Here is a 25,872-nt window from a genome sequence, read left to right on the forward strand (position 1 = left end):
AAAACAAAACAAAAAACGGGCGCTAAACCAGTAACCCTTCGAGCCCTGGGGCAACCTTGCCCGGCAGGAATTCGATGACCTCGTAGCTGGCCGCGCCGGCCTTGGCAAAGGGATCTTCGGCAAGGATCGCCTCCAAGGCTTCCCGGCCGGCTGCCCGGGCCAGGATCACCCCACCCGTGCGCGGCAACTGACGCCCCGAGGCCAGAAACACGCCCCGGGCATAGTTTTCGTCCAGATAGAGCCTGTGGGCATTGAGTAGCCCGTCAATGACTTCAAGGGGCTGGCAATAGCGCAGCAGTACGACGAACATGGCGGCCTCCTTTTCCTTTGGGGACAAATCCTATAAGAAATTCGAGGCCTGTCCGGCAAGGGAGACAGACCAGCCAAGCCCCAAGGAGGCCCCGCCATGGAAGACAGCGATATCGACGACATCGCCGCCCTGCTCGACGGACTTAAACTCGGCGCTGCCCTGGGCTGGGAAGAAGTGCGCCGTATCGCCGGCTACATGCAGGTCAAGAGCTTCCCGGCCGGCACGACGATCATTCAGGAAGGCCGCAAGGCCACTTCCCTGGCGTTCATTGAGAAAGGCGTGGTCACCATCCAAAAGGAAGAGGCCGGGGGCTGTGAACGCCACATCATTGACCTGACCCGCGACGCCGTCATCGGTGAAATCGCCTTTTTCGACAGCGAACCCCGCTCGGCCACGGTGGTGGCCAAGACCGACGTGCGCCTGCTCATCCTCACCCGGGAAAGCTTTGACGAGCTGGCCGCAATCGAACCCCAGCTCGCCATCAAGACGCTCTTCTACATTGGACGGGTGTTGAGCCGCCGGCTGCGCCAGGTAACGGGCCGCTTCGTGGGCCTGCTGGCCTAAGACCGAATCGCTCACAGCCCAAGGCCGACAAGAACGCAAAAGGCGTCTGCCCCGACCGGGAGCAGACGCCTTTTGCGTTCAGAGATGGCGGCGGACAACTGCCTAGGCCGGCAGCGCGGCCTGGCCGGTCTCCAGGCCCGAGATGACGATTTCCAGCTCCCGAGCCTGGCCGGCCAGAGCGGTGACAGCCCGGGCCGAGGCGGCCATGGCGTCGGATGTGCCGTGGGAGATGCGGCTGATTTCCTCGGCGGTCTGGCGCATCTGCTCGGTGGTGGCCGACTGCTCTTCGGCGGCGGCGGCCATGGAGCGGATCTGATCCGAGGTGCGCGAAACGATGCCGACGATCTCTTCCAGCATGACCCCGGAGGCATGGGCCTTGTCCGTGCCGGCGGCGATGGCCCGGGTGGTCTCGTCGGTCTTGGCGCTGTTGCGGCGCACACTTTGTTGCATAGTTGTGATAAAGCCGGCCACATCCTTGGTGGCGGTCATGGTCTTTTCGGCCAGCTTGCGGACCTCATCGGCCACCACGGCAAAGCCGCGTCCGGCGTCTCCGGCCCGGGCCGCCTCGATGGCGGCATTGAGCGCCAGCAGGTTGGTCTGATCGGCGATGTCGGCGATAACGCCCATGATCTTGCCAATGCCTTCGGCCTGGTCGCCAAGATCGTTCATGTCGCGGCGCAGTTCCTCGGCCAGCTGATTGACGTTGCCGATGACCGCGGCCACGTCGGAAACCATGCCGGCCCCGGCCGTGGCTTTTTTCCGGGCGTCGTCGGCCAGGGTGGCGGCAGCGGCGGCGTTGCGGGCGACTTCCATGACGGCGGTGTTCATGGCGTCCATGGCCAGGGCGGTTTCGCCGATGCGCTCCTTTTGCTCCACGGCCCCGTGTTCCACAGTATCGACCTGATGCGCCAGGGCCTCGGTTTCCCCGGCCAGGGCGTCGGCGATGGCCTTGGCTTCCCGGGCCGTAGCCAACATCCGCTCGGTCTGTTCCCGCATGAGGGCCTCGCTGCGGCGCAGATCGGTATAGTCGGAATAGACGCAAAGCGAACCCATCATCTTGCCGTTGATGGCGTTAAAAAGCGGCGTGGCGTCAATGAGCACATTGCGGACATTGCCCTTGCGCGAAACCAGATCGACTTCCTTGCGGATGCCACGCTTTTCGGTCATGCACTGGCCGAGCACGGTCTTGCGGCCGGGATCGCCATAAAAAAAGCCGGCCACGTTCTGGCCGTAATAGTCCTCGGGACGCCCGGAGTGCTCGATAAGGCGCATGAGGTCGTCGTTGGTCAGGCGCAAGTCCTCGGCCTCGTCCACCACCACAAACGGAGTGGCCATGCCGGCCACAATGCCTTGATAGTAACCCAGGGAGTTCTCCAGGTGGTGGACCATCTCGCGCAGCGACCGGCCGATGGCTTCAAATTCCTTGGGCAGCCCCGTGCGCAGGTTGGAGCCGAAATGGCCCTGGGCGATGGCCCCGGCATAATCGACAAGAGCCGTCGCGCCGCTGGTGACGCCCCGGATGAGTCCGGTGATAAGAGCCAACAACAGGACCACTGAAAGCACGGCCATGCCAAGGAACATGCGAAAAACCGTGGCCTCGCCTTCCTGGATGGCGTCGAGATTGGCCTTGTTGGTCTCTCGTTGAATGGCGACGGCGTCCAACATGATCTTTTTCAGCGCCCGCCACTGCGGCGTTTCCTCGGCATTGAGCAACCGCACGGCCTCGGCCGGATTGGTTGCAGCTATGTCCATGAGGCGTTTTTTCAGTTCATGGCTGATCTCCCAACGCGGGCCGATCTCACGCAAGTCCTCGGCGATACGGCCGGTGGCCAAGGCCGTCGCCGAAGCCAGGGCCTCGCGAAATTGCTTGTCGGCATTGGCGTAGTTGTCCCGGGCCGTCTTGTCGCTGGGATTGAGCAGCACGTTTCGGGTAGCCTGCTCGGTTTGCAGTCCCTGGGCGTAAACGTCCTGAAGATGATACAACAGGGGGCCATCGACAGTGCTGACATTTTTAAGATAACCCAGCATCCTGTCTTGCTGCATATAGAGAAGCATCAAGGTCAAACTTGCCCCGATGACGCTGGCCACGCCAAGGGTCAACAGCAAGGACTTTAGGCTTAAGCGGCTCATTCTCTCCTCCCGGAAGTCAGGCTATCGGCAAACAACACAGACGCCCTGGCGCGCTTACGGAGCGCCAAGCACTGTGACGAACATATTGCAACAGTGTATTTTGGGTTATAACTAAACGACATTGACTTGGCAACAACATGATATCGGGAAATTCCTCACATGACCCAGGCTTCTGAAAAATCGAAAGACGTTTTGTTCGTGATTTTATGAACAAACAACCGGTAGGTAACGCAACTATGCAAGATCCACTTTGCCTGATCCCATCATCAACGTTTGACAGCTATGTATCCAACTTAATCAACGGGAATAAACGTCATTGCCTATCGATTGTTGAAATCCTCATTGACAAAGGTATGCCCATTGCGGATATCTACACCCATCTCTTTCAGCGTTCTTTGTACAAAGTTGGAAGGCTCTGGGAAGAAAATAAGATATCCGTCGCCGTGGAGCATATCGCCACAGCCATAACGGAAACACTGCTCGCCCAAACCTACCCTCGGGCCGCCGCACTGCCCAAACATGGCCGGCGCGCCGTTGTGGCGTGCGTCACTGGCGAAAGACATCAAATAGGTAGCCGCATGATCGCCGATATTTTGGAACTTCGCGGTTGGGACAGCCATTATCTTGGAGCTGACACTCCCAAAGACGCCCTACTTGACTTGCTCCTCACGCTACAACCCGAGTTGCTCGGGCTTTCCGTCAGCCTGTCCAGCAATGCCGACCAGGCCAAGCGGCTTATCCGCGAAGCGCTGGCGCATCGTCCAAGCATGCTGTGCGTGGTCGGCGGCCAGGGCGTCACCGGAAACAGCCTTGACTTGGGCGAACTTGCCAGCGTACCGGTGATCAGCAACATCGAAATGCTGGAAAACTATCTTCGCCAACATGCCGACGCCTGACCATAATTTCTTTGAGCACGCCTTCCATCGCCTGCTCCTTTCGGGGCCGGCCTTGTATTACGTCCTGAACAGGGACGGTCGTGTCGTGGAAGCCGGCGAAACCGCCATGCGAATCGTGCCCGGCCCCGTTGTCGGCAAGGCCTTTCAGGATCTGCTGCTGGATTTCACTGCCGTGCCGGGACTTTACGACTTGCTGCTTCGCCCCGGTCCCCATCTGCTCACCCTGCATACCCGCGACGGCGCCCCCCAGACTTTCCGATTCTCCTTCATCGATCTCGGCCACAACATCTTGTGCCTTGGGGCTCAGGATTCCCAGGAAACGGAAATGCTGCGCAACACCCTGCTCGAAACCAACCAGGAGCTTGCCGCGCGCACCCGGGAACTGCAGCGGTCCAACGCCCGTCTGGAAACGATCAACGCCCAAAAGAACCGTTTCCTGGGCATGGCCGCCCACGATCTGCGCACGCCCATAGGTCATGTGCTCTACAGCGCGGACCTGCTTCGCGACGAAGGCGCCAACCTGAGTCCGGAACAGGCCGAAGCCCTGTCGGTCATCGACCACGCCGGCAAGTCCATGCTGCGCATTCTTGACGATCTGCTTGATATCGCCAACATCGAAGCCGGCCGGTTTTCGCTCAACCTAGCCCCGAGCGACTTGGCCGCCGGCATTCGCGCCGTAGCCCAGCGCCTCACGCCCCTGGCCGCCGCCAAGAACATGCGCCTTGCCTGCAGTCTTCCGCCCGATCTGCCCGAACTGGCTTTTGACGCCATCCGCATGGAGCAATTGCTGACCAACCTCATCAGCAACGCCGTCAAGTACGCCCCGCCGGGCACGACGGTACGGATCGCCGGAACCTGCGGCGACGGCCATGTCGCCATTTCCGTGGCCGACCAGGGAGTCGGAGTGGCTGCGGAGGATCGCGAGCGGATTTTCGAACCCTTTGGCCGGGGCCAGGCCAGGCCTACGGGCGACGAAAAAAGCATTGGCCTTGGGCTGTGCATAGCCCGCACCATTGCTCGTGGACATGGCGGGGATCTGGTCATCGATAGCCAGCCGGGCCAGGGCGCGGTTTTCCTTTGCACCTTGCCCTTGCCCCGGCGTCCCCATGACGTTGCGGCTTCTCTTGGCGCACGTGTCTGCCTGCACTGACCGCACACCGGGAACAGCGCTTTTCAGGCGTTTCAGGGGGACACGTCGTCGCGGCCCCGGACAGAGCCCGAGACGCAAAGGGCGCCGTGCGCCGGCATGGCGGCGCGCTGGTCATGCACCCCGCGAAAAAAAGCTTTTCGCAGTCGGCTGCACGGGATAAAAGGACAAAACGCGTCGGAGCAATCCGGCCTTGTTTGCTGCGATACCATGACGCATTATCGTCGTTGCGGCTTTATCCGCCGACAACGACGCCAAGGAGTTTGCCCATGCGCCGTACAATCCCCCTGCTGCTTTTGGCCCTGGCCCTGGCCGCCGGCTGCACCCGCCCGCCCTATGCCAAGCCGGGAGCCGAGCTGACCGCCGTGGAAGACGATTATACCGACTGCTACAGCAAGGCCTCGCTGGACGTGAACACGCCGCCCTTCCCCGACCGGCCGCTGACGGTGGTGGATCAGGACGCCGACGCCTGTATGAAGGAACGCGGCTACGATCCCAAGATACGGCTCAACTAACACGGCATTCCCGGCGGCAGGCCGCGCCTGGAGTCGCGGGGCGCTGTCCGGCTCGGTTTTGTCCCAACGACTCCCAACGCTGTTCGCGGCTCGGGGAAGCGAGACTTCTCCCCCTTGCGCTTTGGGAAAAATGTGTTATCTTGATGTCTCGAAGGGGGCGCCCTGGTTTCGACGGGGATAGTGAAGCCCTGGTTGCAGGTCGAGGTGCCGCGAGGCCTCGTAAAACACGCGGCAACTGGTTAACTGCCAACGATTACGACTACGCTCTGGCTGCTTAATTGACAGTCAGCGTTCCATCAGTTGACGCCTGATATGCTGGACCGGAACGCCAAACCCCATCAGGCTGGCGCGAACCCTCGTCCGTTGGGGTAAGCACGAGACAATAGACGGACTGGCCGGAGGCGGCCCGGCCGAAAGGCCTGCCCGAGGCGAGATTGTTTTTCGGTCTAAGCCTGTAGACGCCTGGAGTGGAGCATTCTCGGACGGGGGTTCGATTCCCCCCGCCTCCACCATCCACCCCCTCGACACCGTCCGTTACGGTTCAAAAAGTCAGAAATTTCAGCCAGAAAGCCGGTCCCCAAGGGCCGGCTTTCTGAGTTTTGGCCAACGCCCGGTCGCCAGCCATAGCGGGTGAGCGCCTGCGCGGAACGCGGCGCGCTATGCCTTGAATTGTTCAGCTCTAGCTGTTCGGAAGCTTTTGGCGGTTTCCCGAGGCGAGTCCGTTGACACCTACCGCCGGCTTGGGTAGCCCTCCCGAAACCCTAAACCGCTACAACTCCCTGCTGCGTCCGACACCACCGCAACAAACCAACCACATCCATGATCGTCACCCGCTTCGCGCCAAGCCCCACCGGCCTGCTCCACCTGGGCCACGCCTATTCGGCCCTGGCCGCCCATGAAGCGGCCAGCAAGGCCGGCGGACGGTTCTTGCTGCGCATTGAGGACATCGATCCCGGGCGCTGCAAGCCGGAATTCTCCTTGGCCCTGATGGAAGACCTCCGCTGGTTGGGGCTGACCTGGGAGGAACCGGTACGTTTCCAGTCCCAACACATGGCGGACTACACGGCGGCCCTGGGCCGGTTGCAGGCCATGGGCCTCGTCTATCCCTGCTTTTGCACCCGCAGCGAAATCCAGGCCCTGGCCGCGCCTCAGGAGAACGACGTGGAGGGGCCGGTCTATCCGGGCGCCTGCCGCCATCTCGCCGAGACCGCGCGCGCGGCCCTGGCGGCAGACCGTCCCTGCGTCTGGCGGCTCGACATGGCCCGGGCCTGCGCCCAGGCCGGCGACCTCGTCTGGCACGACGCCAGACGGGGTGAAGTCCGGGCCGATCCGGCCCGCTTCGGCGACGTGGTCCTGGCCCGCAAGGACGTGCCCACGAGCTACCACTTGAGCGTCGTCGTGGACGACGCTCAGCAAGGCGTCAGTCTGGTCACACGCGGCGAGGATCTGTTCGCGGCCACCGACGTCCACCGCCTGCTCCAGGCACTGCTCAGCCTGCCCACGCCCCGCTATCGCCACCACACGCTTATGCGCGACGCCTCGGGCCGCCGCTACGCCAAGCGCGACAAGGCCCTCACCCTGCGCGCCCTGCGCCAGGCCGGCAAAACGCCCCAGGACGTGCGGAGCATGGTCGGCTTCGACCCGCTCCCTGGACGATCCGGCACCCCGCCAACAACCTCGGTCGCCTAGCCAAATGTCTCTTGGAAATCACGAACAACCTGCCTAAAAAGCGTGGACGGCGACTTGACCCATTGCTCTCGACGCATTTTCTCGACTTACGAAAGTCTCGTAATCGTTTGCCAACGACTTTCTCTATCAAGACGCCCGGGCACGACATGATGCAAATGCAAGACATCGGCCCCTGCAGCGTTCTTCCCACTCAGTCATGCGACCGGGGCGTTTTTAGTGTCTCGTCCTTTAATATGACGATAGTTTTTACTAAACAACCACCAGCTGAAGCTGGTGGGTTTAAGGCCTGCGGACTGAAAGTCCAGCGGCATCGCGGCTATTCAATCGATCTATTTGCAACTCCGATGAAGGCCGTAAAAGACCGTCGTAGCTACAGTGCTATTGCGTCCAGGAAAATCCAACCGCTAGCTGAAAGCTGCCCGGCTGAAAGCCGGAGGTTTTAACCCTGAAGACGGACGAATAAATACTCATGGCTTTAGCCTGTTTCCACGGAACGTCATAGGCGCTTTTCGTGGACGCGACAGTCGCCCAGGCGGCAAAGCCGCTTCCATGTCTGTCCTGCACCAGACGCACGAGCAAGGGGCGACTCCAACGGAGTCGCCCCTTGCTCGTCAGACTGCTGACAAAGCCCTCGCCTTTTGGCGGGGGCTTTGTCATTTATTTTTCATGCTAAGAGACCAGTGCACAGCAAGTTTCAATAAAGTCTTGTAAAAATATGTATTTAGTGTATATTTTCCCCATCGAATTCGATGGAGGCGAGCATGAGCGAACGCACTTCTTCCAAGCCCGGCATTGCTGACTACGTTGTTGCCCGTCGCAAGCGCAAAGAGTGCTTTCTCGACGAGATTGATCGCCTCATCGACTGGAACCCGCTGGAAAAGCTTTTGCGCAAAACGCTCAAACGGGTGGCCAACGCCGTTGGCAATCCGGCCTATCCGCCGCTTCCCATGTTCAAAATCCTGCTCCTCCAGCGTTGGTACAACCTCAGCGACAGGTCACGTCCGTCAACGTGGTGTAAATTCCGGTGTGCTTGAGGTGGCAATCGGTTAGGCTGCCCTGGGTGGGATTTGGGCTGGCTGCGCCTCGTTGGGTTGGGTGTTGAGTTCGGCCATGGCCTCGACCTGCATGTAGCGGCTTTGCAACTGCCACTCGTCGTTTTGCTCCAGCAAGATGGCCCCGATGAGCCGGATGATGGCCTCCTCGTCCGGGAAGGAGCCATCGTCGATGCCAGCGTCGTTTCGTCCGCGCGCCGGCCGTTCAAGGTGCTCGACGTGCTCCCGCAGGATCGCCAGGAAGACAACGAGGGCGGGACCGATGTGACGATCAGCTACTCCGATGACGCTGAGGCGGCCTGGCTACGCAAGGGTAATCGCGCGTATTACGGGTACAAAATCCACGCCGCCACGGATACTCGGGACGGTTTTGTCCTCGGCGGCCATGCCACGCCGGCAAACCGGTCCGACACAGAAGAATTTGTCGCCGTCCTGGATGAGGTCGACGCGAAAGCCGGCGAGAGTATTTTCGCGGACAAGGGATACAGCAGCCAACTCAATCGCTATGTGCTTCAGGTTCGAGGCCTTGCCGACGGCATCATGCACAAGGCCGCTCGCAACCGGGAGCTGACTCCCTCGAAAAAAAACGCCAACCGTCAAATCAGCAGCGTCCGCGCGAAAGTTGAGCGAGCTTTCGGCACCCTCAAGCGCGGCTATGGATTTCACCGCACGAGGTACCTCGGACGAGCCAAGGTCGAGCTGGAGTTTCTCCTCAACGCCATGGCTTTCAACCTGAAAAAAGCCGTACTAAAGGCAGCCTGTTGAGTATAAGTGCCTCCTTTGGCGGCGAAAGCTGCCGAAGAAGGTGGAAAACAGCCTGAGTCCGGCGGAAAATCACGTAAAACTGCCGATCTTACCCTCGAAAAAGACCAGAAAGACGGAATTCAGGGACCTCAAAGAATTGTGCAGTGGCCTCAAAGGAGACGAAAATCAGGCCGCGCACGACAACAGCTCCTGAAAAGCAGCACCTGGCCGAACCTCGCCTGACCTGTTTTGGGGGGGTAAATGGGGGGTAAAAGGGAGGGGGTAAACAAAGAGCACCCGCCCAAAAGACGAGTGCTCGGAGAATAAAAGCTATAAAATCAGTTTGGTGCGAGAGGGGGGGCTCGAACCCCCATAGCCTAAGCCGCCAGATCCTAAGTCTGGTGCGTCTCCCAGTTCCGCCACTCTCGCACATGTGCCCGCGCGGGGCGTTTTTCCTTACGCGAAAGATCGCCTCAAGACAATCGTCCAGGCGTCATGAACAGAAAATTCCGTCTCGATGGATGGTTACGACGCTTTCTGGGCCGATGGCGGCAAACAACGCTCGTAGGGGGCCAGATGGTTGACCGGCCCGTCGCCGTCGCCCAAGTCCCAGGCCGTCTCCAAGGCCAGGTGCAAATAGTCCCGGGCCGCCTCCACCGCCTCAGGCAAGGCCTTGCCCAGGGCCAGATGGCCGGCGATGGCCGCCGAAAGCGTGCAGCCCGTGCCGTGGGTGTTGCGGGTGGCGACAAAGGGCCGCGACAACACCCATTCCCGGCCGTCGGCCAGAACCAGACGGTCCGTCACCAGGCTGTCCGAGGTCTGTCCGATCTCGAAATGGCCGCCCTTGAGCAGCACCGCCTTGGCCCCCCGGGCCAGAAGACGCCGGATGACCTCGTCGGCGTCGGCCTTGCCGCCGATGGGCAGGCCGGCCAGCAGTTCGGCCTCCAGGCGGTTGGGCGTCAGCAGATCGGCCAGGGGCAACATGCGGGTCAAAATAGCTTCCACGGCCTCGGGCATGAGTAACCGCGCCCCGGATTGGGCCACGCAGACCGGATCGACCACCAAAGGAAAATCCTTGTCGGCCAACCCTTCGGCCACGGCCGCGATAATGGCCTCGGAAAAGAGCATTCCGGTCTTGGCCGCCCGAATGGGAAAATCGGCCCGCACGGCCCGCAGTTGCTCGGCCACAAATCCCGGCGTCGGCGCTTCGATGGCCGAAACGGCGCACGTGTTCTGGGCGGTCAGGGCGGTGATGACGGACAGGCCGTAACAACCCTGCATCATGAAGGTCTTGAGGTCGGCCTGGATGCCGGCTCCGCCGCCGGAGTCGGAACCGGCGATGGTCAGCGCGCAGGGATGGGCCATATCGCCTCCTTGGCTTACTCGCTATTTCCCGGCCTCGGGCACAGCGTCCAGCGCTTCGTCGCTCTCCCGGATCTTGCTGAGCTTCAGCCCGCTTTTGGCCAGCACAAGCAGACCGGCCACAGTGACCGGAATGTACTGCACCATGTGGAGCACCAATCCGGTGGCCAGACCTTGGGCTCGGTCCACGCCGAAAAGGCCCAGGGAAAAAACCACCGCCGCCTCGAAAACGCCCAGCGCTCCGGGCGAGGACGGCATGGCCATGCCAAGGGACGAAATGACGAACACCGCCGCCGCCTGCCCAACGGTCAAGGGCAAGTCGGCCACCCATAAAAGCACCAAAAAGGTGGAACCGGCGTAGAGAACCCAGCAGACCAGGGTATAAAGCCCCAGCACGGTCATGAAGCTGGGGGTCACGCCATGCAGCACCTGAAGCTTAAGCTCGGCCAAGAACTCGGCCAACCGGTTGGACGGCATTTTTTCAATGATCCGGCCGACAAAATCCGGATACTGGCGCACCACCCAGAGTCCGACCCAGATGCCGCCCACGGCCGCGGCCAGGGGCACGAAAGCCATCTTGAGGTTGAAGTGGAAGGCAACGACCAAGCCCATGGCCAGGATGGCGTTTAAATCGAAAAAGCGCTCCCAAAAGACCATGGTGATGCTGCGCGAGAGCGAAAACCGGCATTCCCGGCGCAGGTAAAAGGCCTTGGCCAATTCGCCGAGCTTGGCCGGCACGATGTTGTTGACGGCCATGGACATGAGAAAGGCTTTGAAACACACCCAGTTGCCGGCGCAAAAGCCCGACAGAAAATTGAGGCGAAAGGCCATGACGCCGTAGCCCACAAAGGAAAAGAGCACCGTCCAGAACAGAGCAACGTCGTCAAAACGGACTATGGCGTCCCAGATTTCCGAAAAATTGAGTCCCCAGAAGGCGTAGACCAGACAACCTCCCACCAGGGCCAGGCGCACAATCAAGCTGGCGGCTTTCTTTACAAGCATCGCGGGCCATTCCTCCATGGAGCCGGGGCCGTCCCGGCGTTTGGGCGATCAGACATTGAAAAGCTCTCGCAGGCGGTAATTGAGGTGCGTGTAGCGCCGCTCGCCGCCGGCGTTTTTGAGGCCCAGGGTCAGGGCCCGGCGGCTGCCCACGAGCACGGCCAGTTTCCTGGCCCGGGTCAGCGCGGTGTAGATCAGGTTGCGGCGCAACATCACGTAATGCTGGGTCAAAAACGGGGCCACCACGGCCGGATATTCACTGCCCTGGGATTTGTGGATGCTCACGGCGTAGGCCGGAGCCAGCTCGTCCAGCTCAGTGCGGTCATAGGGGACGTCGCGTCCGTCGAAGGTGACGACGAGCGAACCCTCTTCGGGATCGGCGGCCGTGACGTGTCCCAGGTCGCCGTTGAAGACGTCCTTTTCGTAATTATTTTTCGTCTGCAACACCCGGTCGCCCAGGCGAAACATCGCGTTGCCCCGAATGACCGTCGGCCCCGAGGGATTAAGCCGTGCCCGCAGCGCCTCATTGAGCGCCTGGGTGCCGGCCTCGCCCTTGTGCATGGGCGAGAGCACCTGGACGTCGCGCATGGGATCAAGGCCATAGACCTGGGGGATGCGCTCGGCCACAAGCGTAGCGATCAGATCGCGCACGGCGGCCGGATCGTCCTGCTCGACCCAAAAAAAATCGGCCTCGGGCGGCTTTTTCTCGGCCGCCTGGGGAAACTGGCCGTTGTTGACCCGGTGGGCGTTGACCACGATCATGCTTTCCCGGGCCTGGCGAAAAATGTGCGTCAGCCGCGCGCTGCCCACGGACTGGCTGCCCAGCACGTCCTCCAGGACGTTGCCCGCCCCCACCGACGGCAACTGGTCGGCGTCGCCGACGAGGATAAGCCGCGAGGTAAACGGCAAGGCCCGCAGCATGTGCCCGCAAAGCCTGGCGTCGAGCATGCTGACCTCGTCGACCAAAAGCGCGTCGGCCTTGAGCTTGTTGTCCTCGCACACGGCAAACGAGCCGTCGGGCGTGGACTGGAGCAGCCGGTGAAGCGTGGCGGCCGGGTGGCCGGTCGCTTCGGAAAGCCGTTTGGCCGCCCGGCCCGTGGGCGCGGCAAGTTTGACTTTTAACGACAGCTTGTCAAGGGCGGCCACCACCATGCGGGTGATGGTGGTCTTGCCGGTGCCGGGTCCGCCGGTGATGACGAAGACCTTGTTGTCGCAGGCGTCGATGACGGCTTGCCGTTGTTCGGGGGAAAGCTGGATGCGGGCCTCGGACTCCAGGGCCGGCAGGAGCTTTTCCACCTTGCCGCGCAGCTGGGCGCCGGGATGCCCGGCCAGATCGTGGATGCGCCGGGCGATTTCGGTCTCCAAGGCGTAGAAATGACGCAGATAGACGGCGGCCTCGATGCCCTGCTCGGGCAGGGGCTCGACCTTGACGCGCTTGAGTTCCTCCAGCCCGCCAAGGCCCTCCTCCAGGCGCTCGGAAGCCACGTCGCCGACCAGGGCGGCGGTTTTCTCGAACAGCACGTCCTTGGGCGCAAACAGATGTCCCTGCTCGCCCATGGAAAACAGCACGTAGGCCAGGGCGGCCTGGACGCGTTCGGGGCTGTCCGGGGCAAACCCCAGGCGCAGGGCCATGGCGTCGGCGGTCTTGAAAGCGATGCCGCGAATTTCATAGGCCAGTTCGTAGGGATTGGCCCGGATGCGGGCCTCGGCGGCGTTGCCGTAAAGCCGCTGGATCTTGGCGGCGTGGGTGGTGGCGATCTCGTGGGTCTGGAGAAAAAGCATCAGCGAGCGGATCTCGTTTTGGGCGTCCCAGGAGGCCTTGATCTCGGCCAGCTTTTTCTTGCCCACGCCTTCCACGGAAAGCAGCTTGTCCGGCTCTTTGTCCAGGATGTCGAGGACCTTCTCGCCAAAGGCGTCCACCAGGCGCGAGGCCAAAATGCCGCCCACGCCCTTGATCTGGCCCGAGGCCAGGTAGCGGCGGATGCCGTTTAAGGTAGCCGGCATCTCGCGCACGGCGGTGGTCACCTGGAACTGGCGGCCATACTTGGGATGGGTGGCGAATTCGCCAGTGACCCGCAAGAGTTCCCCGGGCGTGACCTTTTGCATGCGCCCGACAATGGAAAACGGTCCCGGTTCGGCCTTGGAGCCGACCCGGGCGATGAGGTAGCCGTTTTCCTCGTTGAAAAAGGTGACGGTCTCGATTTCGACCGTAAGCTCGACTGCCATGGCGTTTGCGGCGGCGTCCGAGGTTTAGAGGTCCTGCCGGTAACGCAGGGACTGGGACAGGGTTTCCTTGTCCACGTACTTGACCTCGGCTCCAAGGGGGATGCCCTGGGCCAGCCGCGTCAGGCGCACGGCCGGAAACTCCCGCTCCAGCAAATTTTTGATGTGGGAAGCGGTGGTTTCGGCGGCCAGGGTTGCACCAAGAGCCAGGATGCATTCCGTGACCGCGCCCTCGGCCAGCTTGGCCCGCAGCACGTCCAGGCGCAGTTGACCGGGCGACACGCCTTCGAGCGGATCCAGCAGACCGCCCAGGACCAGATAGCGGCCGGCGTAGAGGCCGGTCTCTTCCATCTGCATGATGGCGTCCCACTGGGCCACGAGACAGAGCTGTTCGCCGTTTCGGGTCGGATCGGCGCACACCGGGCACACCGGCGTCTCGGACAGCGAGGCGCAGTGAACGCACAGGCACAGCCGTTCGCGCAGGCGCAGGATGGCCTCGCCCAGGCCGTCGGCCCGGGGGCGCGGCCATTCGAGCAGCGTCATGGCCACCTTAAGCGCCGACTTGGGGCCAAGGCCGGGCAATTTGGCCAGCTGGTCCACCAGTTCGGCCAGGGGAACGGGCAAGGTCGTCTGGGATGCCATGTTCGGGATTCCGCCTAGGGGCGCGGGCGGCGGGACAAGGCATCGCCCCTTCCCGCCGCCTGTCGGTTAGAACAGGCCGGGAACCTTGATGCCGCCGGTGATCTGCCCCATTTCGGCTTCCATCATGGCCTTGGCCTTCTTGATGCCGTCGTTGACGGCGGACAGGACCAGGTCCTGGAGCATTTCCACGTCATTGGGGTCCACGGCCGTCTTGTCGATGGTCAGGGACTTCAGTTCGTTGGAACCGGACACCACGGCCACGACCATGCCGCCGCCGGCCGTGCCTTCCACGGTGCGCTCCTGCAGGTCTTCCTGGAGCTTGGCCATCTTTTTCTGCATGACCTGGGCTTGGCGCACCAGTTCGTTCATTCCTTTCATGGGCTACCTCCTCTAGCGGGGCTTTCGTTCGATGATTTCGGCGTCAAAGGCCGTGACGGCCTGGCGCACTTCCGGGTGGTTGTCGACGTAGTCCCGCAGGTCATGGGGCGACATGCGGTCGCTGGCCGCCTCGCCCTCGGTCAGACGCACGGTCACGCCGGGGCCGAAATAGGCTTCGGCGGCTTCGGTGAGCTGGCGCAGCTTGTCGGGATGGGCCAGACGGCCGCGGTGAAAGGCGTTGGCGCAGCTGATGACCAGTTCGCCCGGGGCCGGATCGGGCGAAAACGCGCCCTGGGCGTGCTTGAGGGCCACCATGTCGCTGCCCCGGCCGGCCTGGCGCAAAAAACCGTCCCAGGTGCGAGGACCGGCCGGCGCGGCCTGGGGCGGGCGCGGCGCGGCCCCGTGGTCGGTCGGACCGGGGGCCTGCCCTGGAGCGGCAAAAGATGGGGCCTGGACCGCTCCTGACGGGGAATAGCCGGCGGCGGCCGGTACGGCGGTCGGAGCCTGGGCCGAGGGAGCCGAGCCGTTGGCCGGACCGGAGGCGGCATAGGCCGTGGGCGCTTCAGGCCGGGATGTCGGCGGCGCGGCCTGGGGCGGATAACCCCGAGGCGCGGCGGACTGGGTGGGCGGCGCGTCACCGGGACCGGCGGCCGGCCGGCCGTAACCGCCCTGATCCCGACCAGAGCCGATCTCGGGCTGGCCGTAGGGCGTGACCTGGTCGGCCAGGGGCTGAGGCCGGTAGCCGCCGGAGCGCGGCCCCTGGGGCTGGCGCGGGGCCGATCCGCCGCCCTGCCCGCCGGGGCGACCGGACGGGACGCCCGAGCCGCCCGAACCACCGGGACCAGAGGCCGCCGGCGCGGCGCAGGAAGCGAGATTTTGCAGCGGCAGCAGGCGCGGCAGATAGGCCATGTTGAGCAGCAGCAGCTCCAAAGCCAAGGCCGGCTCCAGGCTCGTCTGCACCCGACGCTGGCCTTCCAGGGTCATCTGCCAGCAGGCATGGATGTGGGCGGCCTCGATGCGCCCGGACCAGACCAGCCATTCGCCGGCCTCCTCGGCCGGTAGGTCGACCACGGGCAAGGCCCGCTCGCCGGCTTGGCGCAGGAGAAAGAGGTTGCGCCACATGGAAGCCAGCTCGCGCAGGAAAAAACCGATGTCCAGGCCCTTGTCCAGAACCTGGCGCAAAAGCTCCACCACCACCGGCCCATCCTCGGCCCGGATGGCTTCGATGAGCCCGAAAAACACTTCCTGGCCGGCCAGCCCAAGGACGCCACGGGCGTCGGCTTCGGTGAGTTCGGCCCCGCCCAGGGCCAAAACCTGGGCCAGGAGCGACATGGAATCGCGCACGCTGCCGGCCCCGCGCCGGGCAATGAGGCTCACGGCCTTGGCCTCGTAGGGCACGGCCTCGCGCGTGAGCACGCTGGACAGGTGGGCTTCCAACTCGCTCTGGGCCAGGCGCTTGAACAGATAGTGCTGGCAACGGCTGATGATGGTGGCCGGAAACTTGTGGGGCTCGGTGGTGGCCAGGATGAAGGTGACGCGTCCGGGCGGCTCTTCCAGGGTTTTGAGCAGCGCGTTGAAAGCCGCCGTGGTCAGCATGTGGGCTTCGTCGATGATGAAGACCTTGTAGCGGCTGTTAAGCGGCGCGTAGCCCACGTCTTCCTTCAGGCGCCGGGCGTCGTCAACCTTGCCGTGGGTGGCGGCGTCGATCTCGATGACGTCGGGCGAGACCCCGGCCGTGATCTGACGGCATTGGGAGCAGACGTTGCAGGGTTCGCCCGTGGGCGCGGTCTCGCAGTTAAGCGCCTTGGCCAGCACCCGGGCCAGGGTGGTCTTGCCCACGCCGCGTGTGCCGCTGAAAAGATAGGCCGGCGCGATGCGGTCCTCGGCCGCGGCCCGGGACAGGATGCGCTTGACGGCGTCCTGCCCGGCCACGTCGGCGAAACGCTGGGGCCGGTATTTGGCGGTAAGGCTTATTGTGCTCATCGAGGCGGTCCGGGCGGCTGCACTACGGTCGCAGCCGCCCGGTAACGGTTACAGGCTGTAACGGCGCAGCCAGTTGGCGTAGGCCGGGGTTTCGCCCTTGACCACCTTGAAGAAGGCGGCCTGCAGGGCCTTGGCCACCGGTCCGGCATGGCCTTCGCCGATGACCCGGCGGTCGAGTTCGCGGATGGGGGTCAGCTCGGCGGCGGTACCGGAGAAAAAGGCCTCGTCGGCCATGTAGACTTCGTCGCGGGTGAAAAGCTGCTCCACCACCTCATAGCCGAGTTCCTTGGCCAGGGTGATGAGGCTGTCCCGGGTGATGCCGGCCAGGATGGAGGTCAAGGGCGGGGTCTTGATGACGCCTTTCTTGACGATGAAGACGTTTTCGCCTGAACCTTCGGCCACGTAGCCGGTGGGATCAAGCAGCAGGGCCTCGTCGTAGCCGTCGGCCAGGGCTTCGGTCTTGGCCAGCACGGAGTTGACGTAGTTGCCGGCCACCTTGGCCTTGGTCATCATGACGTTAACGTGATGGCGAGTGTAGCTCGACGTGCAGATACGGATGCCGCGCTCCAGGGCCTCGGCGCCGAGATAGGCGCCCCAGGGCCACACGGCGATGGCCACGCGCACCGGGTTGGGGCCGGGGTTGACGCCCATGGCCTCGCCGGAGCCGATGAAAATCAGCGGCCGGATGTAGCCGGCGGTCATTTTATTGGCCCTAAGCGTCTCGACGCAGGCCTCGGCCAGCTGTTCGTGGCTGAAGGGCACCTTCATGCCCATGACCTTGGCCGAGCCGAGCAGACGCTCGATATGCTCGTTCAGGCGAAAAACGGCCGACGAGCCGTCAGTGCATTCGTAGGCCCGGATGCCCTCGAACACGCCCACGCCGTAATGCAGCGTATGGGTCAGGACATGCACGTTGGCCTGGTCCCAGGGCACCATCGCGCCGTCCATCCAGATGAAATCAGTCCGAACACCCATGATCCAACCCTCGTGCTGGAGCGTTTCCCGGGGAGCTTCCCGGATGGCGTCATGATGGCGCCGCATACCCGAAACGGAAACGCCCATGTGTAGGCGCTTTGCCCGGCCGGGTCAAGGCGGCTCGGCCGATCAGGACGGCAGGGCCGCCAAGGTTGCCTCGCCCCGCAACTCCTCAATAAGCGCCTCGATGACCCTGGCCTGCTCGGACAGATCGGCCAGGGCCTGGGCCGCCTGCTCCATGGCCTCGGCCGTATCCTGGGAGACCGTTCCCACAGCGGCCACGGCCGCTTCAATGGAATCCGAGGCCGCTGACTGCTGCTGGGAGGCGGCGGCGATGGAGCGCACCTGATCCGAAGCCGTTTCCACGAGGCCCACGATGGCGGACAGGGCCTGGCCGGACTCACCGGCCAACTGGTTGGCCGATTCGATGGCGGCCACGGCCTCGCCCACGCCGGACACGCTGCGGCGCGCCCCGGCCTGGATGTCGCGCACGGCCTGGCCGACCTCGGCCGTGGCGGCCATGGTTTTTTCGGCCAGCTTTCGGACCTCGTCGGCCACCACGGCAAAGCCGCGCCCGGCTTCGCCGGCCCGGGCCGCCTCAATGGCGGCATTGAGCGCCAGGAGATTGGTCTGGTCGGCGATGTCGGCAATAACGCCCAGCACCCGGCCGATGCCCTCGGCCTGGCCGCCCAGGGCGTCCATGTCCCGGGCCAGGGTTTGGGCCTTGTCCCGGGCCGTGCCAATGCCGGCCATGGCCCGGCGCACCACGTCGGAGCCGGCGCTGGCCTTGTCCCGGGCCGAGGCGGCGGTGACGTCGGCCGTGGCCGCGCTTTGGGCCACGTCGAGCACGGTGGCGCTCATCTCGCCCATGGAGGCGGCGGCCTCGGCCAGACGCGAGGACTGCTCGCGCGCGCCGTGGGTGGCCCGGTCCACATGCCCCGACAAGGAGGCGGCGGCGGCGGACAGGGTTCCTGCCACCTCGGACAGGCGCTGGGCGGCCTGGTGCATGCCGTCGCGGCGGGCGTTTTCGGCGGCCAGACGCAGGCCGTCGGCTTCTTCCATGGCTTGGCAAGCCTTGGCTGCCTCGCCGGCCGCCTCCTCGCCCCGAGCCGTTGCGGCGGCGATGTTATCACGCAGGGCGGCGAGCATCCGACGCATGGATGCCGCCAGCGCGGCAATTTCGTCGCGGCCGGACACGTCCAGGTCGGCTTCGAGATCGCCGTCGGCCACGGCCTTGGCAAAGGCCACGCCCTTGCCCAGAGGCCGGGTGATGGACAGCGTGATGACGATGCCCAGGGCGGCGGAAAGCAGCAGGCAGGCGGCCACGGCCGCCGTCAGGAACATGGTGCGCCGGTGGACGTCTTCCAGGGAGGACACGGCCAGGGCGTCGGCCTGGCCGCGGCTGCGTTCGAGGAGAAACCCCAGCGCCTCCATGGCCTTTTTCTGGGAGAGCTGGGACATGCCGATGGAGAGCGTGAGCGCGTTGCTGCGCTTGCCTGCGGCGACCAGTTCAAGGACTTGGGCATTGGTCTTGCGCCAGCCAGCCAGGGCCTCGTTGAAGGCCTTCCACTGGGCCGCCTCTTCCTCGTTCAGAGGGATTCGATCAACAATCTCGCGCCCGGCGTCGGCCAGGGCCAGGCCGGCCCGAAGATTCTCGCGCTGGCGCTCGAATTCCTTGGAATTGGCCAGTTCCGGCACGAGGATGGTGCGCTCGGCCGACTGGGCGGCGATCAGGCCTTCCTTGACCATGCCCAGGCCGGCCACGCACGGCAGGACGTCGCCCGTCACCTGGGACAAGGCCGATCCGAGACCGACCAGCCCCTGATAGCCGAGAACCCCGACGACCAGGGTGAGCAGCGCGGTGACGCACACCAATGAAAACAGCTTGACGCCGACCTTGACGTTGCCCATGGCCATGCTCCTTTGTACGATCAGACGCGATGGCGTCCAGGATCAGCCGTTGGTGAACGCGCAAACGCATCGTCTTTGCAAAGGCGCCGACGCCCTGTCAATGGCCCTGGGCCGGCGGCGGTTCGTCCAAGACGCCGGGAGGTTTTTCCAAGGTAGCGGCGGAAAGCGGCGGTTCCGTGGCGGCCTCGCCTCGGGCCAGGGATTCAAGGTAGGCCAGAAAGGCCCGCCCCTCCGGGAATTCGGGATTGAGCCGAAGGGCTTGTCCCAGCATGGCCCGGCAGCTTTTCACGCGCCCTTTCTCAAATAGCGTACGGGCCATGTTGTAGAGCAAATGTTCGTCGGTGTCACACAGGCGGTAGGCCTGGCTGTAATAGCGCATGGCCTCGTCGTACATGCCAAGCTTGCGCATCTGGATGCCGAATTCGTTGAACAGGTGTTTGTGTTCGGGCGTAAAGGCCGCATCAATGCGCATGATCTTATGGAAGACCACGTCGGCATTATGCTTCTCCTGACGCTCCAGATAGGTTAGCCCCAAGCCAAAGGCCGCCCGGACATGTTCTTCGTCCAGTTGCAGCACGCCCTTGTATTCGAACTCGGCGGCGAAAAGCTCCTGGCGTTCCCGGTGGCCGTCGGCCGCGCTGACCGCCTCCTCCAGACGGCGCATGACCGGAACGACCTTGTTGAGATAGATTGAGGGTTCGGGCTGATACTGGGTGAAGAGCTGCTCGCGGCTGATGGCCCGCCGGGTTCCGGTGGGAATGAAATCGCGGCTTAAACGCTGCATGAACACCTGGTCCGAATCGGCGGGTTGCTCGGCGTAGAAAAACAGGCGCTGCCCGGCCCGGCCGATGCCGCCGATGCCCAAAAACTTCTGGGATTCAATGGAAAACACGCCCTTGACGGGCTTGTGGCCCGACCGGGGCCTGGCTTGTGAAGAAGGGGGCTGTTGCATGGGGTTTTTCTTTGGTTCTCGCCATTCCATAGCCGGCCTGAGGGCCTTTCGGCAAGCGTCGCGGCCCGAGAGCCAAAGTCGCCGAGTTGACAGTTTTTTTTCCCCGCGCGTATAGCCTGTGATGCCGGCGCGAAGCCGCCAGGGCCGAGCCGCCCTGACGACGGCGTGTGGCGGGACCAACCATGCAGATAGACGAATACCCCATACTGGTGGAACAACTGTGCCCCGGGCTTTTCATCCGCATCGACGAGCCCGGACTGGCCCACCCCTTTCCGCCCAAAGGCTTCAAGCTGCGCACCGACGCCGACGTGGCCAAGGTCATGGCCCTGGGGCTGGCCCACGTCTATTGCATTCCCGACAAGTCCGACCGCCTGCCCATCTCCCTGGAAGAACTCGACGGTCTGGCCGGCAAACGCCAAAAAGGCCCCTGGTCCGCCGCCCGCACCCCGGTCTCGGCCGAACTCTCCAGCCTCAAGCGCGAAACCATCGAACGCAACAAGGACCGCCTGGAGCGCTTCGCCGCCTGCGAGAAGCGCTACGAAAAGGCCATGGACAAGGTGGTCGAGGCGCTCAAAAAGGTCAGTTCTCCCAACGCCGAGGTTCTGGAAGCGGCCGGCGAAGTGGTTGGCCCCATGGCCGAGACGTTTCTCTCGGACCTTGACGTGCTCATAAACGTCATGACGGCCAAAATGCGCGACGAGGCAAAGCACTACCACGCCCTCAACGTGGCCGTGCTGTCCATGATGCTGGCCAAGGAAATGGGGCTCGACAAAGCGGCCATCGAGGAAGTGGGCATTGGTTCGCTCTTCCACGACGTGGGCAAGGGACGCATTCCCATTCAGCGGTTTTCCAAGGGCAACATGATCACCATGAACAAGGTGCTCAAGGAATACTACATGGAGCACCCCAAAATCGGGGCCAAAATGCTGGCCGCCGTGCCCGGGTTTCCGCCCGCCGCCCAGATGCTGGTGCTCCAGCACCACGAACTCCTCGACGGCACGGGCTTTCCGGGACGCATCCAAGGCCCGGCCATGGTGCTCGGGGCGCGCATCGCCGCCGTGGCCAATGTCTACGACCGGTTGTGCAACAGCAAGGACGGCGCCCCTGTCCGCACGCCCCACGAAGCCATGAAGGCTCTCTACAAAAAACGCGGCCCCCTGGACCCCAAGGCCGTGACCATGTTCATCCGCAAGCTCGGCGTCTACCCGCCGGGTTCCCTGGTCGAGCTGTCCAACACCATGCAGGGCATGGTGGTTTCGGCCAATATCCGCGATTCGCTGCGCCCAAGCGTCAAGGTCTACCACCCCGACATTCCCAAGCGCGAAGCCCTCATCATCGATCTGACCATCGAGACCGAGCTGACCGTGGCCAAGGCCCTGCGCCCCGAAGACCTTGCCCCGGATGTGCTCCAGTACTTAAACCCCGGCAAGCAGGTTTCCTTCTATGTGGACGCCGCGCCCCGGGCCTAGGCCGCGCTTTTCCCGCCACCGGAGCCGGTCGTGAGCCGGCCGGGCTCGCCGGCCCGGGCCATCATGCGGACCCTGCGCACGGGCCTGTCCCAGCCGCCGGGTTCCGACCTCGGCGCGCTGTTGCCCCTGGCCCGGCAAGCCCTGGCCTTTATCGACCGGGGAGGCGTGGACGATCCGAGCACGGCCGCCGAAGCCTCCGAGGTGGCTTTTCTCCTGGCGGCGCTGCTCGACGCCGGCGATGAAAATTTCGCCAGACAGGCCTTTCCCCTGCTCTTTCGCCTGGGCGTCGAGGGCGAGGTGCTGGCCGTCACCCACCTGGAAACCCTGCCCGAGGAACTGGCCGTCTCCCTGCTGGCAAACCTTCGCGACGAGGAAAAACTCCTTTTCGCCAACGCTTTTTTCCGCCGTCCCCGAGCCGAGCGCCCCAAAACCGCCGCTTTGTGCCTGGAAATCCTCGAGGACGTGGTGGAGCGCATCCCCGACGAGCTGCTCATTCTCCTCGACCTCTTGGCCAACCGCCACGAATACCCGGCCCTGCCCCTGCGAAACGCGCTCATCCGGGGACGCCTGGGCATGTGGCTGGCCCGGCTGCTGCAAATGGACCTTTCGGCCGAACAGATCCGGTACATGGCCCGGGTGGCCGGCCGGCTGCGTGAGCCGGGGCTGGTGGAAAAGCTCGCGGCACGCCTTGGCGATCTGGACGAAGTCTCGGCCGAGATCATCTGCCGCGCCCTGGCCGAGACGCCGGGACTCGACCAGGCCGTCGTGGCCGCCCCGGCCCGGGCACTTGTCGAATCTCCGGAACCCTCGCTCACCGCCGCCGCCCTGTGTGCCCTGGCCCGCTGCGACGAGACCCAAGCAGCCCAGGCCCTGGCCGCCCTGGCCGTCGCCGAACCCGGGCGTGTGGCCGAACTGGCTCCCTGCCTGGCCGGATTATCCCACGCCGCCTACGGCCAGGCGCTGCGCGCCCTGCCGCCCCAGAGCCGCCGGGCCATGGTCTGCGCCGTGTACGCCGTGCTGGCCGCCGCCCTGCCCGGGCCGGCCCAGGCCGCCGCCCGGGGGCTGGCCAAGGCCGGCGCGGCCGACCAGGCGCTTGTTGAGGTTCTGGCCGCCGATCTGGCCGCCCGCGCCCGGGCCGCCGCCCGCCCTCTCCCCGTGCGTTCCCCTCTACCGGGACCGGCCACGGCCGCCGGCCAAACCGGCAAAGGCCTTTGGAGCCGCGTCAAGACCCTGGTCGCCCAGCCGTCCGGGACTTCCGGCGAACCGGCCGACAACCTGCGTCGGGAACTGGCCACGCCGGGCGCGCGCCTGGAAAAACGCCAGATCATGTGGACCGCCCTGGACGGCGCGGTCCTGGCCGACGTCGAAGTGGCCCGATGTTCCCTCAAAGCCGTCAGCCTCATGGGCGCGGTCATGACCGGAACCATTTTTAGCGCAACCCAGTTCGCCGACGTCAATTTCGAAGGCGCTCGCCTGGAAAACGTGACTTTTGCCGGCTGCCGGTTCCTCAACTGCCGTTTCTCCGAAGCTGTGCTGGGCAAGGTGCGCTTTATCGACTGCGACATGCGGCTTTGCGCCTTTGGCGGACTGGCTGGCGAGGACGTGGCCATGACGGGCCTGGACGCCCTGGCCTGCGATTTCATCGGCGCGACCCTGGCCGGGTTGACCCTGACCCGTTGCCGGTTGCGTGCTGCCAGCCTGGTGCGGGCGGTGGTCCACGACTGCGCCTGCCAGGGCGTGGTTTTTTCCGACTGCCTGTTCGAGATGGCGACGTTTGTCCGCATCCGATTTCAAAGTGTGCGCACCGAGGGCTGCTATTTCGCCAAATCGCGTTTTATAGGCCCCACCGACGAACCCGACATCCTGGGCGCGGTGGCCCGGGACGAAGCCGCCGCCATCCTCGAAGCGGCCGAGGCCGGCCAGCCGCTTCCTTCGGCCCTGGCCGACGGCCCGGGGCTGCGTCTGATTGCGGCGGTGTGCGACATCGTGCTGGCCGGCCGCGACTACCGCCGCCGCCGCCTGGCCATGCTCGCCAACAACAAACGCCGCCTGGCCTGGGCCAGACGGCGGCTCGGCGAGGACGGGGCGGCCTTCCTGGAAGTGCTGCCGACCCTAGTCCAGGCACCGCTGGTGCGCGACGACAACGGCCTGCGCCCGGCCCCGGCGGCCCGCATCGCCGGGCAGCTTCCCACCCTCGCCGCCGCCCGCCTGGCTGCCTCCCATTTCGGCGACCGCGTCGCCGAAGCAACCACCCTCCCCAACGACGCCATCCGGGTCGAGGCCGTCTATACCATCGGCAGCGTCGGCACCGTGGCCCAGACCGACGACTCCGACCTCGACGTCTGGATCGTGCTGGCCGAAGCCGACGCCGCCCGACCGGATCTGGCCGCTTTCCAGGACAAGCTCGACGCCGTCAGCCGGCAGGCCGACCGCGACCACCATCTCGAAATCCACTTTTTCCTCATGAGCGTGTCCGACATCCGCGACAACATTTTCGGCTACTCCGCCGACGAAGGCTACGGCTCGGCCCAGGGCTGCCTGCTCAAGGAGGAATTCTACCGTACGGCCCTGGTTGTGGCTGGCAAGAAGCCGGCTTGGTGGTGCCTGCCGCCGGACATCGCCGAGGAAGGCTACGCCAAGGCCATGGCCGCCCTTGGCCGCACCGCCGCCGATGTGGCCGCCGACTGCCTGGACTTCGGCTGCGTACGGGCCATCGCCGGGGACGAATATTTTGGCGCGTCGCTGTGGATGATCGTCAAATCCCTAACGAGTCCGTTCAAATCCATCATCAAGTTCGGGTTACTGGAGAAGTACGCCGCCCATCCCGGGCGGCCGAACCTGCTGTGCGAGACGCTGAAAGCTTCCATCCTGGCCAGCCAGGGAGGCCTGTGGCGCTGCGATCCGTATGCCCTGCTGTTTAAGGAAGTCAGCCGCCACTACGAAGAAAGCGGCCAGGCCGGAGCCATGGAGTTGCTGCGACAGGCCTTTTTGCAAAAAACCGGCTTCGACCCCTGCGACGAATACGCCAGCCGTACCGGCGAGGCCATCCTCGATCACTTCTTTCCCTACGCCCCGCCGGCGACCGGCTCCTGCCCGCCGCTGCCCAAAAAGGCCGGGGCCGATGCCGAAACCGGCTTTGCCCAGGGCATGGTTCTTTGCGACGCCATTTCCAATTATTTCCTCAAAGCCTACGAACGCCTCAAAAACCGCAGCGCCGAACTCGGCGCGGCCGGCGGACTGACCGAGCGCGACCAGGCCATGCTGTCGCGGCGCATCGCGGCCAGCTTCGCCAAGCGGGTGGGCAAGGTCATGCGGCTGCCGTTTTTGCGGCCCGGTCGGCATCTTTTCGATTCGCTGGAGATCGGACTGGAAGACGGCAAGAGCCGCGAAGCGGGGCTGGTGGCTAAGGGAGAGCCGGCCGTGCGCGGCGGGACGCGCAAATCCCGGCAAAAGGAGACCTTGCGCCAGGAACTCTCCGTGGTGCGGCTGGCCGCCTGGCTTGTGGCCAACGAACTCTACCGGCCGGGCCTGCATGTCCAGGCGACGCTGTTGCCGGCCCCGCTCACCCTGCCCGACTGCGTGGGGCTCCTGACCGCCGTCCATGACCTGTTCCCGGCCCGGGCGACCTTCAACCCGCCCCTGTCCTGGGGGCTGTCGCCGGAAAAGGTCACGACCGCCCTGCTGGTGGTCAACATGATGGCCCCGCGGGAGGAACGCGCGACGGTGAGCATCGACACCCTCTACGCCACGAGCTGGGGGGAGTTTTTCCACCTGGAACGGACCACGGCCCTGGAACCGCTGGGCGTCTCGCCCCGGGACTATCTCATCGATTCCATGGGGCTGACCCTCGACCCCGACGCCCGCATCGAAGTCTACGCTCCGGCCAAGTCGCTGTGCCAAGCCGTGCGGCGGGCCAAGAAAAGTTGATGTC

Annotated in this window: 21 protein-coding genes, 1 tRNA gene, 1 other RNA gene and 1 pseudogene; 10 read left to right on the plus strand and 14 right to left on the minus strand. The window is 64.3% G+C overall.

The window, feature by feature from the left end; all coding sequences use genetic code 11:
* Window positions 1–22 precede the first annotated feature (22 nt).
* On the minus strand, window positions 23–310 hold the full coding sequence (locus tag C3Y92_RS11815; RefSeq protein ID WP_129352768.1) for a YciI family protein: 288 nt from the start codon (window positions 308–310) through the stop codon (window positions 23–25).
* A gap of 96 nt (window positions 311–406) precedes the next feature.
* On the opposite strand from C3Y92_RS11815, the gene C3Y92_RS11820 reads away from it, so the two are divergent.
* A complete protein-coding gene (locus tag C3Y92_RS11820) occupies window positions 407–874 on the plus strand; it encodes a cyclic nucleotide-binding domain-containing protein (RefSeq protein WP_129352770.1) in 468 nt (155 codons plus the stop codon).
* Window positions 875–976: 102 nt separating this feature from the next.
* Here the strand turns inward: C3Y92_RS11820 and C3Y92_RS11825 are convergent, their stop codons facing one another.
* Entirely contained in the window at window positions 977–3,004 is a 2,028-nt protein-coding gene (locus C3Y92_RS11825; protein ID WP_129352772.1) for a methyl-accepting chemotaxis protein, read from the minus strand.
* A gap of 206 nt (window positions 3,005–3,210) precedes the next feature.
* Here C3Y92_RS11825 and C3Y92_RS11830 point away from each other — a divergent pair, with 206 nt between their 5' ends.
* The 5 genes from C3Y92_RS11830 (at window position 3,211) to gluQRS (ending at window position 7,251) form a co-directional block, all read left to right on the plus strand.
* The gene (locus C3Y92_RS11830) at window positions 3,211–3,900 is read left to right on the plus strand and encodes a cobalamin-dependent protein (protein WP_129352774.1); all 690 of its coding nucleotides are present in this window, start codon (window positions 3,211–3,213) and stop codon (window positions 3,898–3,900) included.
* Window positions 3,901–3,985: 85 nt separating this feature from the next.
* Complete coding sequence (locus C3Y92_RS11835; protein ID WP_165352108.1) at window positions 3,986–5,050, plus strand: sensor histidine kinase; 1,065 nt, start codon at window positions 3,986–3,988, stop codon at window positions 5,048–5,050.
* A 266-nt stretch (window positions 5,051–5,316) separates the two neighbouring features.
* Complete coding sequence (locus C3Y92_RS11840) at window positions 5,317–5,562, plus strand: hypothetical protein (RefSeq protein WP_129352778.1); 246 nt, start codon at window positions 5,317–5,319, stop codon at window positions 5,560–5,562.
* Between the two features lie 153 nt (window positions 5,563–5,715).
* Window positions 5,716–6,074, plus strand: a transfer-messenger RNA (tmRNA) gene (ssrA, locus tag C3Y92_RS11845).
* Window positions 6,075–6,381: 307 nt separating this feature from the next.
* Complete coding sequence (gene gluQRS / locus C3Y92_RS11850; protein WP_129352780.1) at window positions 6,382–7,251, plus strand: tRNA glutamyl-Q(34) synthetase GluQRS; 870 nt, start codon at window positions 6,382–6,384, stop codon at window positions 7,249–7,251.
* 378 nt (window positions 7,252–7,629) lie between these two features.
* Here the strand turns inward: gluQRS and C3Y92_RS11855 are convergent, their stop codons facing one another.
* The gene (locus C3Y92_RS11855) at window positions 7,630–7,830 is read right to left on the minus strand and encodes a hypothetical protein (protein WP_129352782.1); all 201 of its coding nucleotides are present in this window, start codon (window positions 7,828–7,830) and stop codon (window positions 7,630–7,632) included.
* A gap of 182 nt (window positions 7,831–8,012) precedes the next feature.
* On the opposite strand from C3Y92_RS11855, the gene C3Y92_RS11860 reads away from it, so the two are divergent.
* Window positions 8,013–8,285 carry a transposase gene (locus tag C3Y92_RS11860; protein ID WP_165352109.1) on the plus strand — a complete coding sequence of 91 codons (273 nt, stop codon included), beginning with the start codon at window positions 8,013–8,015 and terminating at the stop codon, window positions 8,283–8,285.
* A gap of 12 nt (window positions 8,286–8,297) precedes the next feature.
* On the opposite strand, the pseudogene C3Y92_RS21485 reads toward C3Y92_RS11860, so the two are convergent.
* Window positions 8,298–8,468 (minus strand): annotated as a pseudogene (locus C3Y92_RS21485) (IS256 family transposase); the annotation flags it as partial.
* Between C3Y92_RS21485 and C3Y92_RS11865 the strand changes: the two are divergent.
* Window positions 8,409–9,068: an IS5 family transposase gene (locus C3Y92_RS11865; RefSeq protein ID WP_235669702.1), complete on the plus strand. Its 660-nt coding sequence runs from the start codon at window positions 8,409–8,411 to the stop codon at window positions 9,066–9,068. The pseudogene C3Y92_RS21485 and the gene C3Y92_RS11865 overlap by 60 nt on opposite strands.
* Before the next feature lie 323 nt (window positions 9,069–9,391).
* Here C3Y92_RS11865 and C3Y92_RS11870 read toward each other — a convergent pair.
* From C3Y92_RS11870 to C3Y92_RS11915, 10 genes are all read right to left on the minus strand, one after another.
* Window positions 9,392–9,476 (minus strand) — tRNA-Leu (locus tag C3Y92_RS11870).
* 96 nt (window positions 9,477–9,572) lie between these two features.
* Window positions 9,573–10,412, minus strand: coding sequence for a bifunctional hydroxymethylpyrimidine kinase/phosphomethylpyrimidine kinase (thiD, locus tag C3Y92_RS11875; RefSeq protein WP_129352788.1), 840 nt, complete (start codon window positions 10,410–10,412; stop codon window positions 9,573–9,575).
* A gap of 21 nt (window positions 10,413–10,433) precedes the next feature.
* Entirely contained in the window at window positions 10,434–11,411 is a 978-nt protein-coding gene (locus C3Y92_RS11880; RefSeq protein ID WP_129352790.1) for a lysylphosphatidylglycerol synthase transmembrane domain-containing protein, read from the minus strand.
* Window positions 11,412–11,459: 48 nt separating this feature from the next.
* Window positions 11,460–13,634, minus strand: a complete 2,175-nt coding sequence (recD2, locus tag C3Y92_RS11885) for an SF1B family DNA helicase RecD2 (protein ID WP_129352792.1) — start codon at window positions 13,632–13,634, stop codon at window positions 11,460–11,462.
* A 24-nt stretch (window positions 13,635–13,658) separates the two neighbouring features.
* On the minus strand, window positions 13,659–14,273 hold the full coding sequence (gene recR / locus C3Y92_RS11890; RefSeq protein ID WP_129352794.1) for a recombination mediator RecR: 615 nt from the start codon (window positions 14,271–14,273) through the stop codon (window positions 13,659–13,661).
* Window positions 14,274–14,339: 66 nt separating this feature from the next.
* Complete coding sequence (locus C3Y92_RS11895; RefSeq protein WP_129352796.1) at window positions 14,340–14,651, minus strand: YbaB/EbfC family nucleoid-associated protein; 312 nt, start codon at window positions 14,649–14,651, stop codon at window positions 14,340–14,342.
* A 12-nt stretch (window positions 14,652–14,663) separates the two neighbouring features.
* Window positions 14,664–16,634 (minus strand): DNA polymerase III subunit gamma/tau, encoded by a 1,971-nt coding sequence (dnaX, locus tag C3Y92_RS11900; protein ID WP_129352798.1) that lies wholly within the window; start codon window positions 16,632–16,634, stop codon window positions 14,664–14,666.
* A gap of 48 nt (window positions 16,635–16,682) precedes the next feature.
* The gene (locus C3Y92_RS11905; protein ID WP_129352800.1) at window positions 16,683–17,609 is read right to left on the minus strand and encodes a branched-chain amino acid transaminase; all 927 of its coding nucleotides are present in this window, start codon (window positions 17,607–17,609) and stop codon (window positions 16,683–16,685) included.
* Between the two features lie 129 nt (window positions 17,610–17,738).
* Complete coding sequence (locus C3Y92_RS11910; RefSeq protein ID WP_129352802.1) at window positions 17,739–19,520, minus strand: methyl-accepting chemotaxis protein; 1,782 nt, start codon at window positions 19,518–19,520, stop codon at window positions 17,739–17,741.
* 97 nt (window positions 19,521–19,617) lie between these two features.
* Window positions 19,618–20,472, minus strand: coding sequence for a tetratricopeptide repeat protein (locus C3Y92_RS11915; protein WP_129352804.1), 855 nt, complete (start codon window positions 20,470–20,472; stop codon window positions 19,618–19,620).
* A 182-nt stretch (window positions 20,473–20,654) separates the two neighbouring features.
* Here C3Y92_RS11915 and C3Y92_RS11920 point away from each other — a divergent pair, with 182 nt between their 5' ends.
* Together C3Y92_RS11920 and C3Y92_RS11925 are read left to right on the plus strand one after the other, a co-directional pair.
* Window positions 20,655–21,941, plus strand: a complete 1,287-nt coding sequence (locus C3Y92_RS11920) for an HD-GYP domain-containing protein (protein ID WP_129352806.1) — start codon at window positions 20,655–20,657, stop codon at window positions 21,939–21,941.
* Window positions 21,942–21,971: 30 nt separating this feature from the next.
* Complete coding sequence (locus tag C3Y92_RS11925) at window positions 21,972–25,868, plus strand: class I adenylate cyclase (protein ID WP_129352808.1); 3,897 nt, start codon at window positions 21,972–21,974, stop codon at window positions 25,866–25,868.
* Window positions 25,869–25,872: the final 4 nt, after the last annotated feature.

Origin of the sequence: Solidesulfovibrio carbinolicus, from assembly GCF_004135975.1 — a bacterium.
Classification (GTDB): Bacteria; Desulfobacterota; Desulfovibrionia; order Desulfovibrionales; family Desulfovibrionaceae; genus Solidesulfovibrio; species Solidesulfovibrio carbinolicus.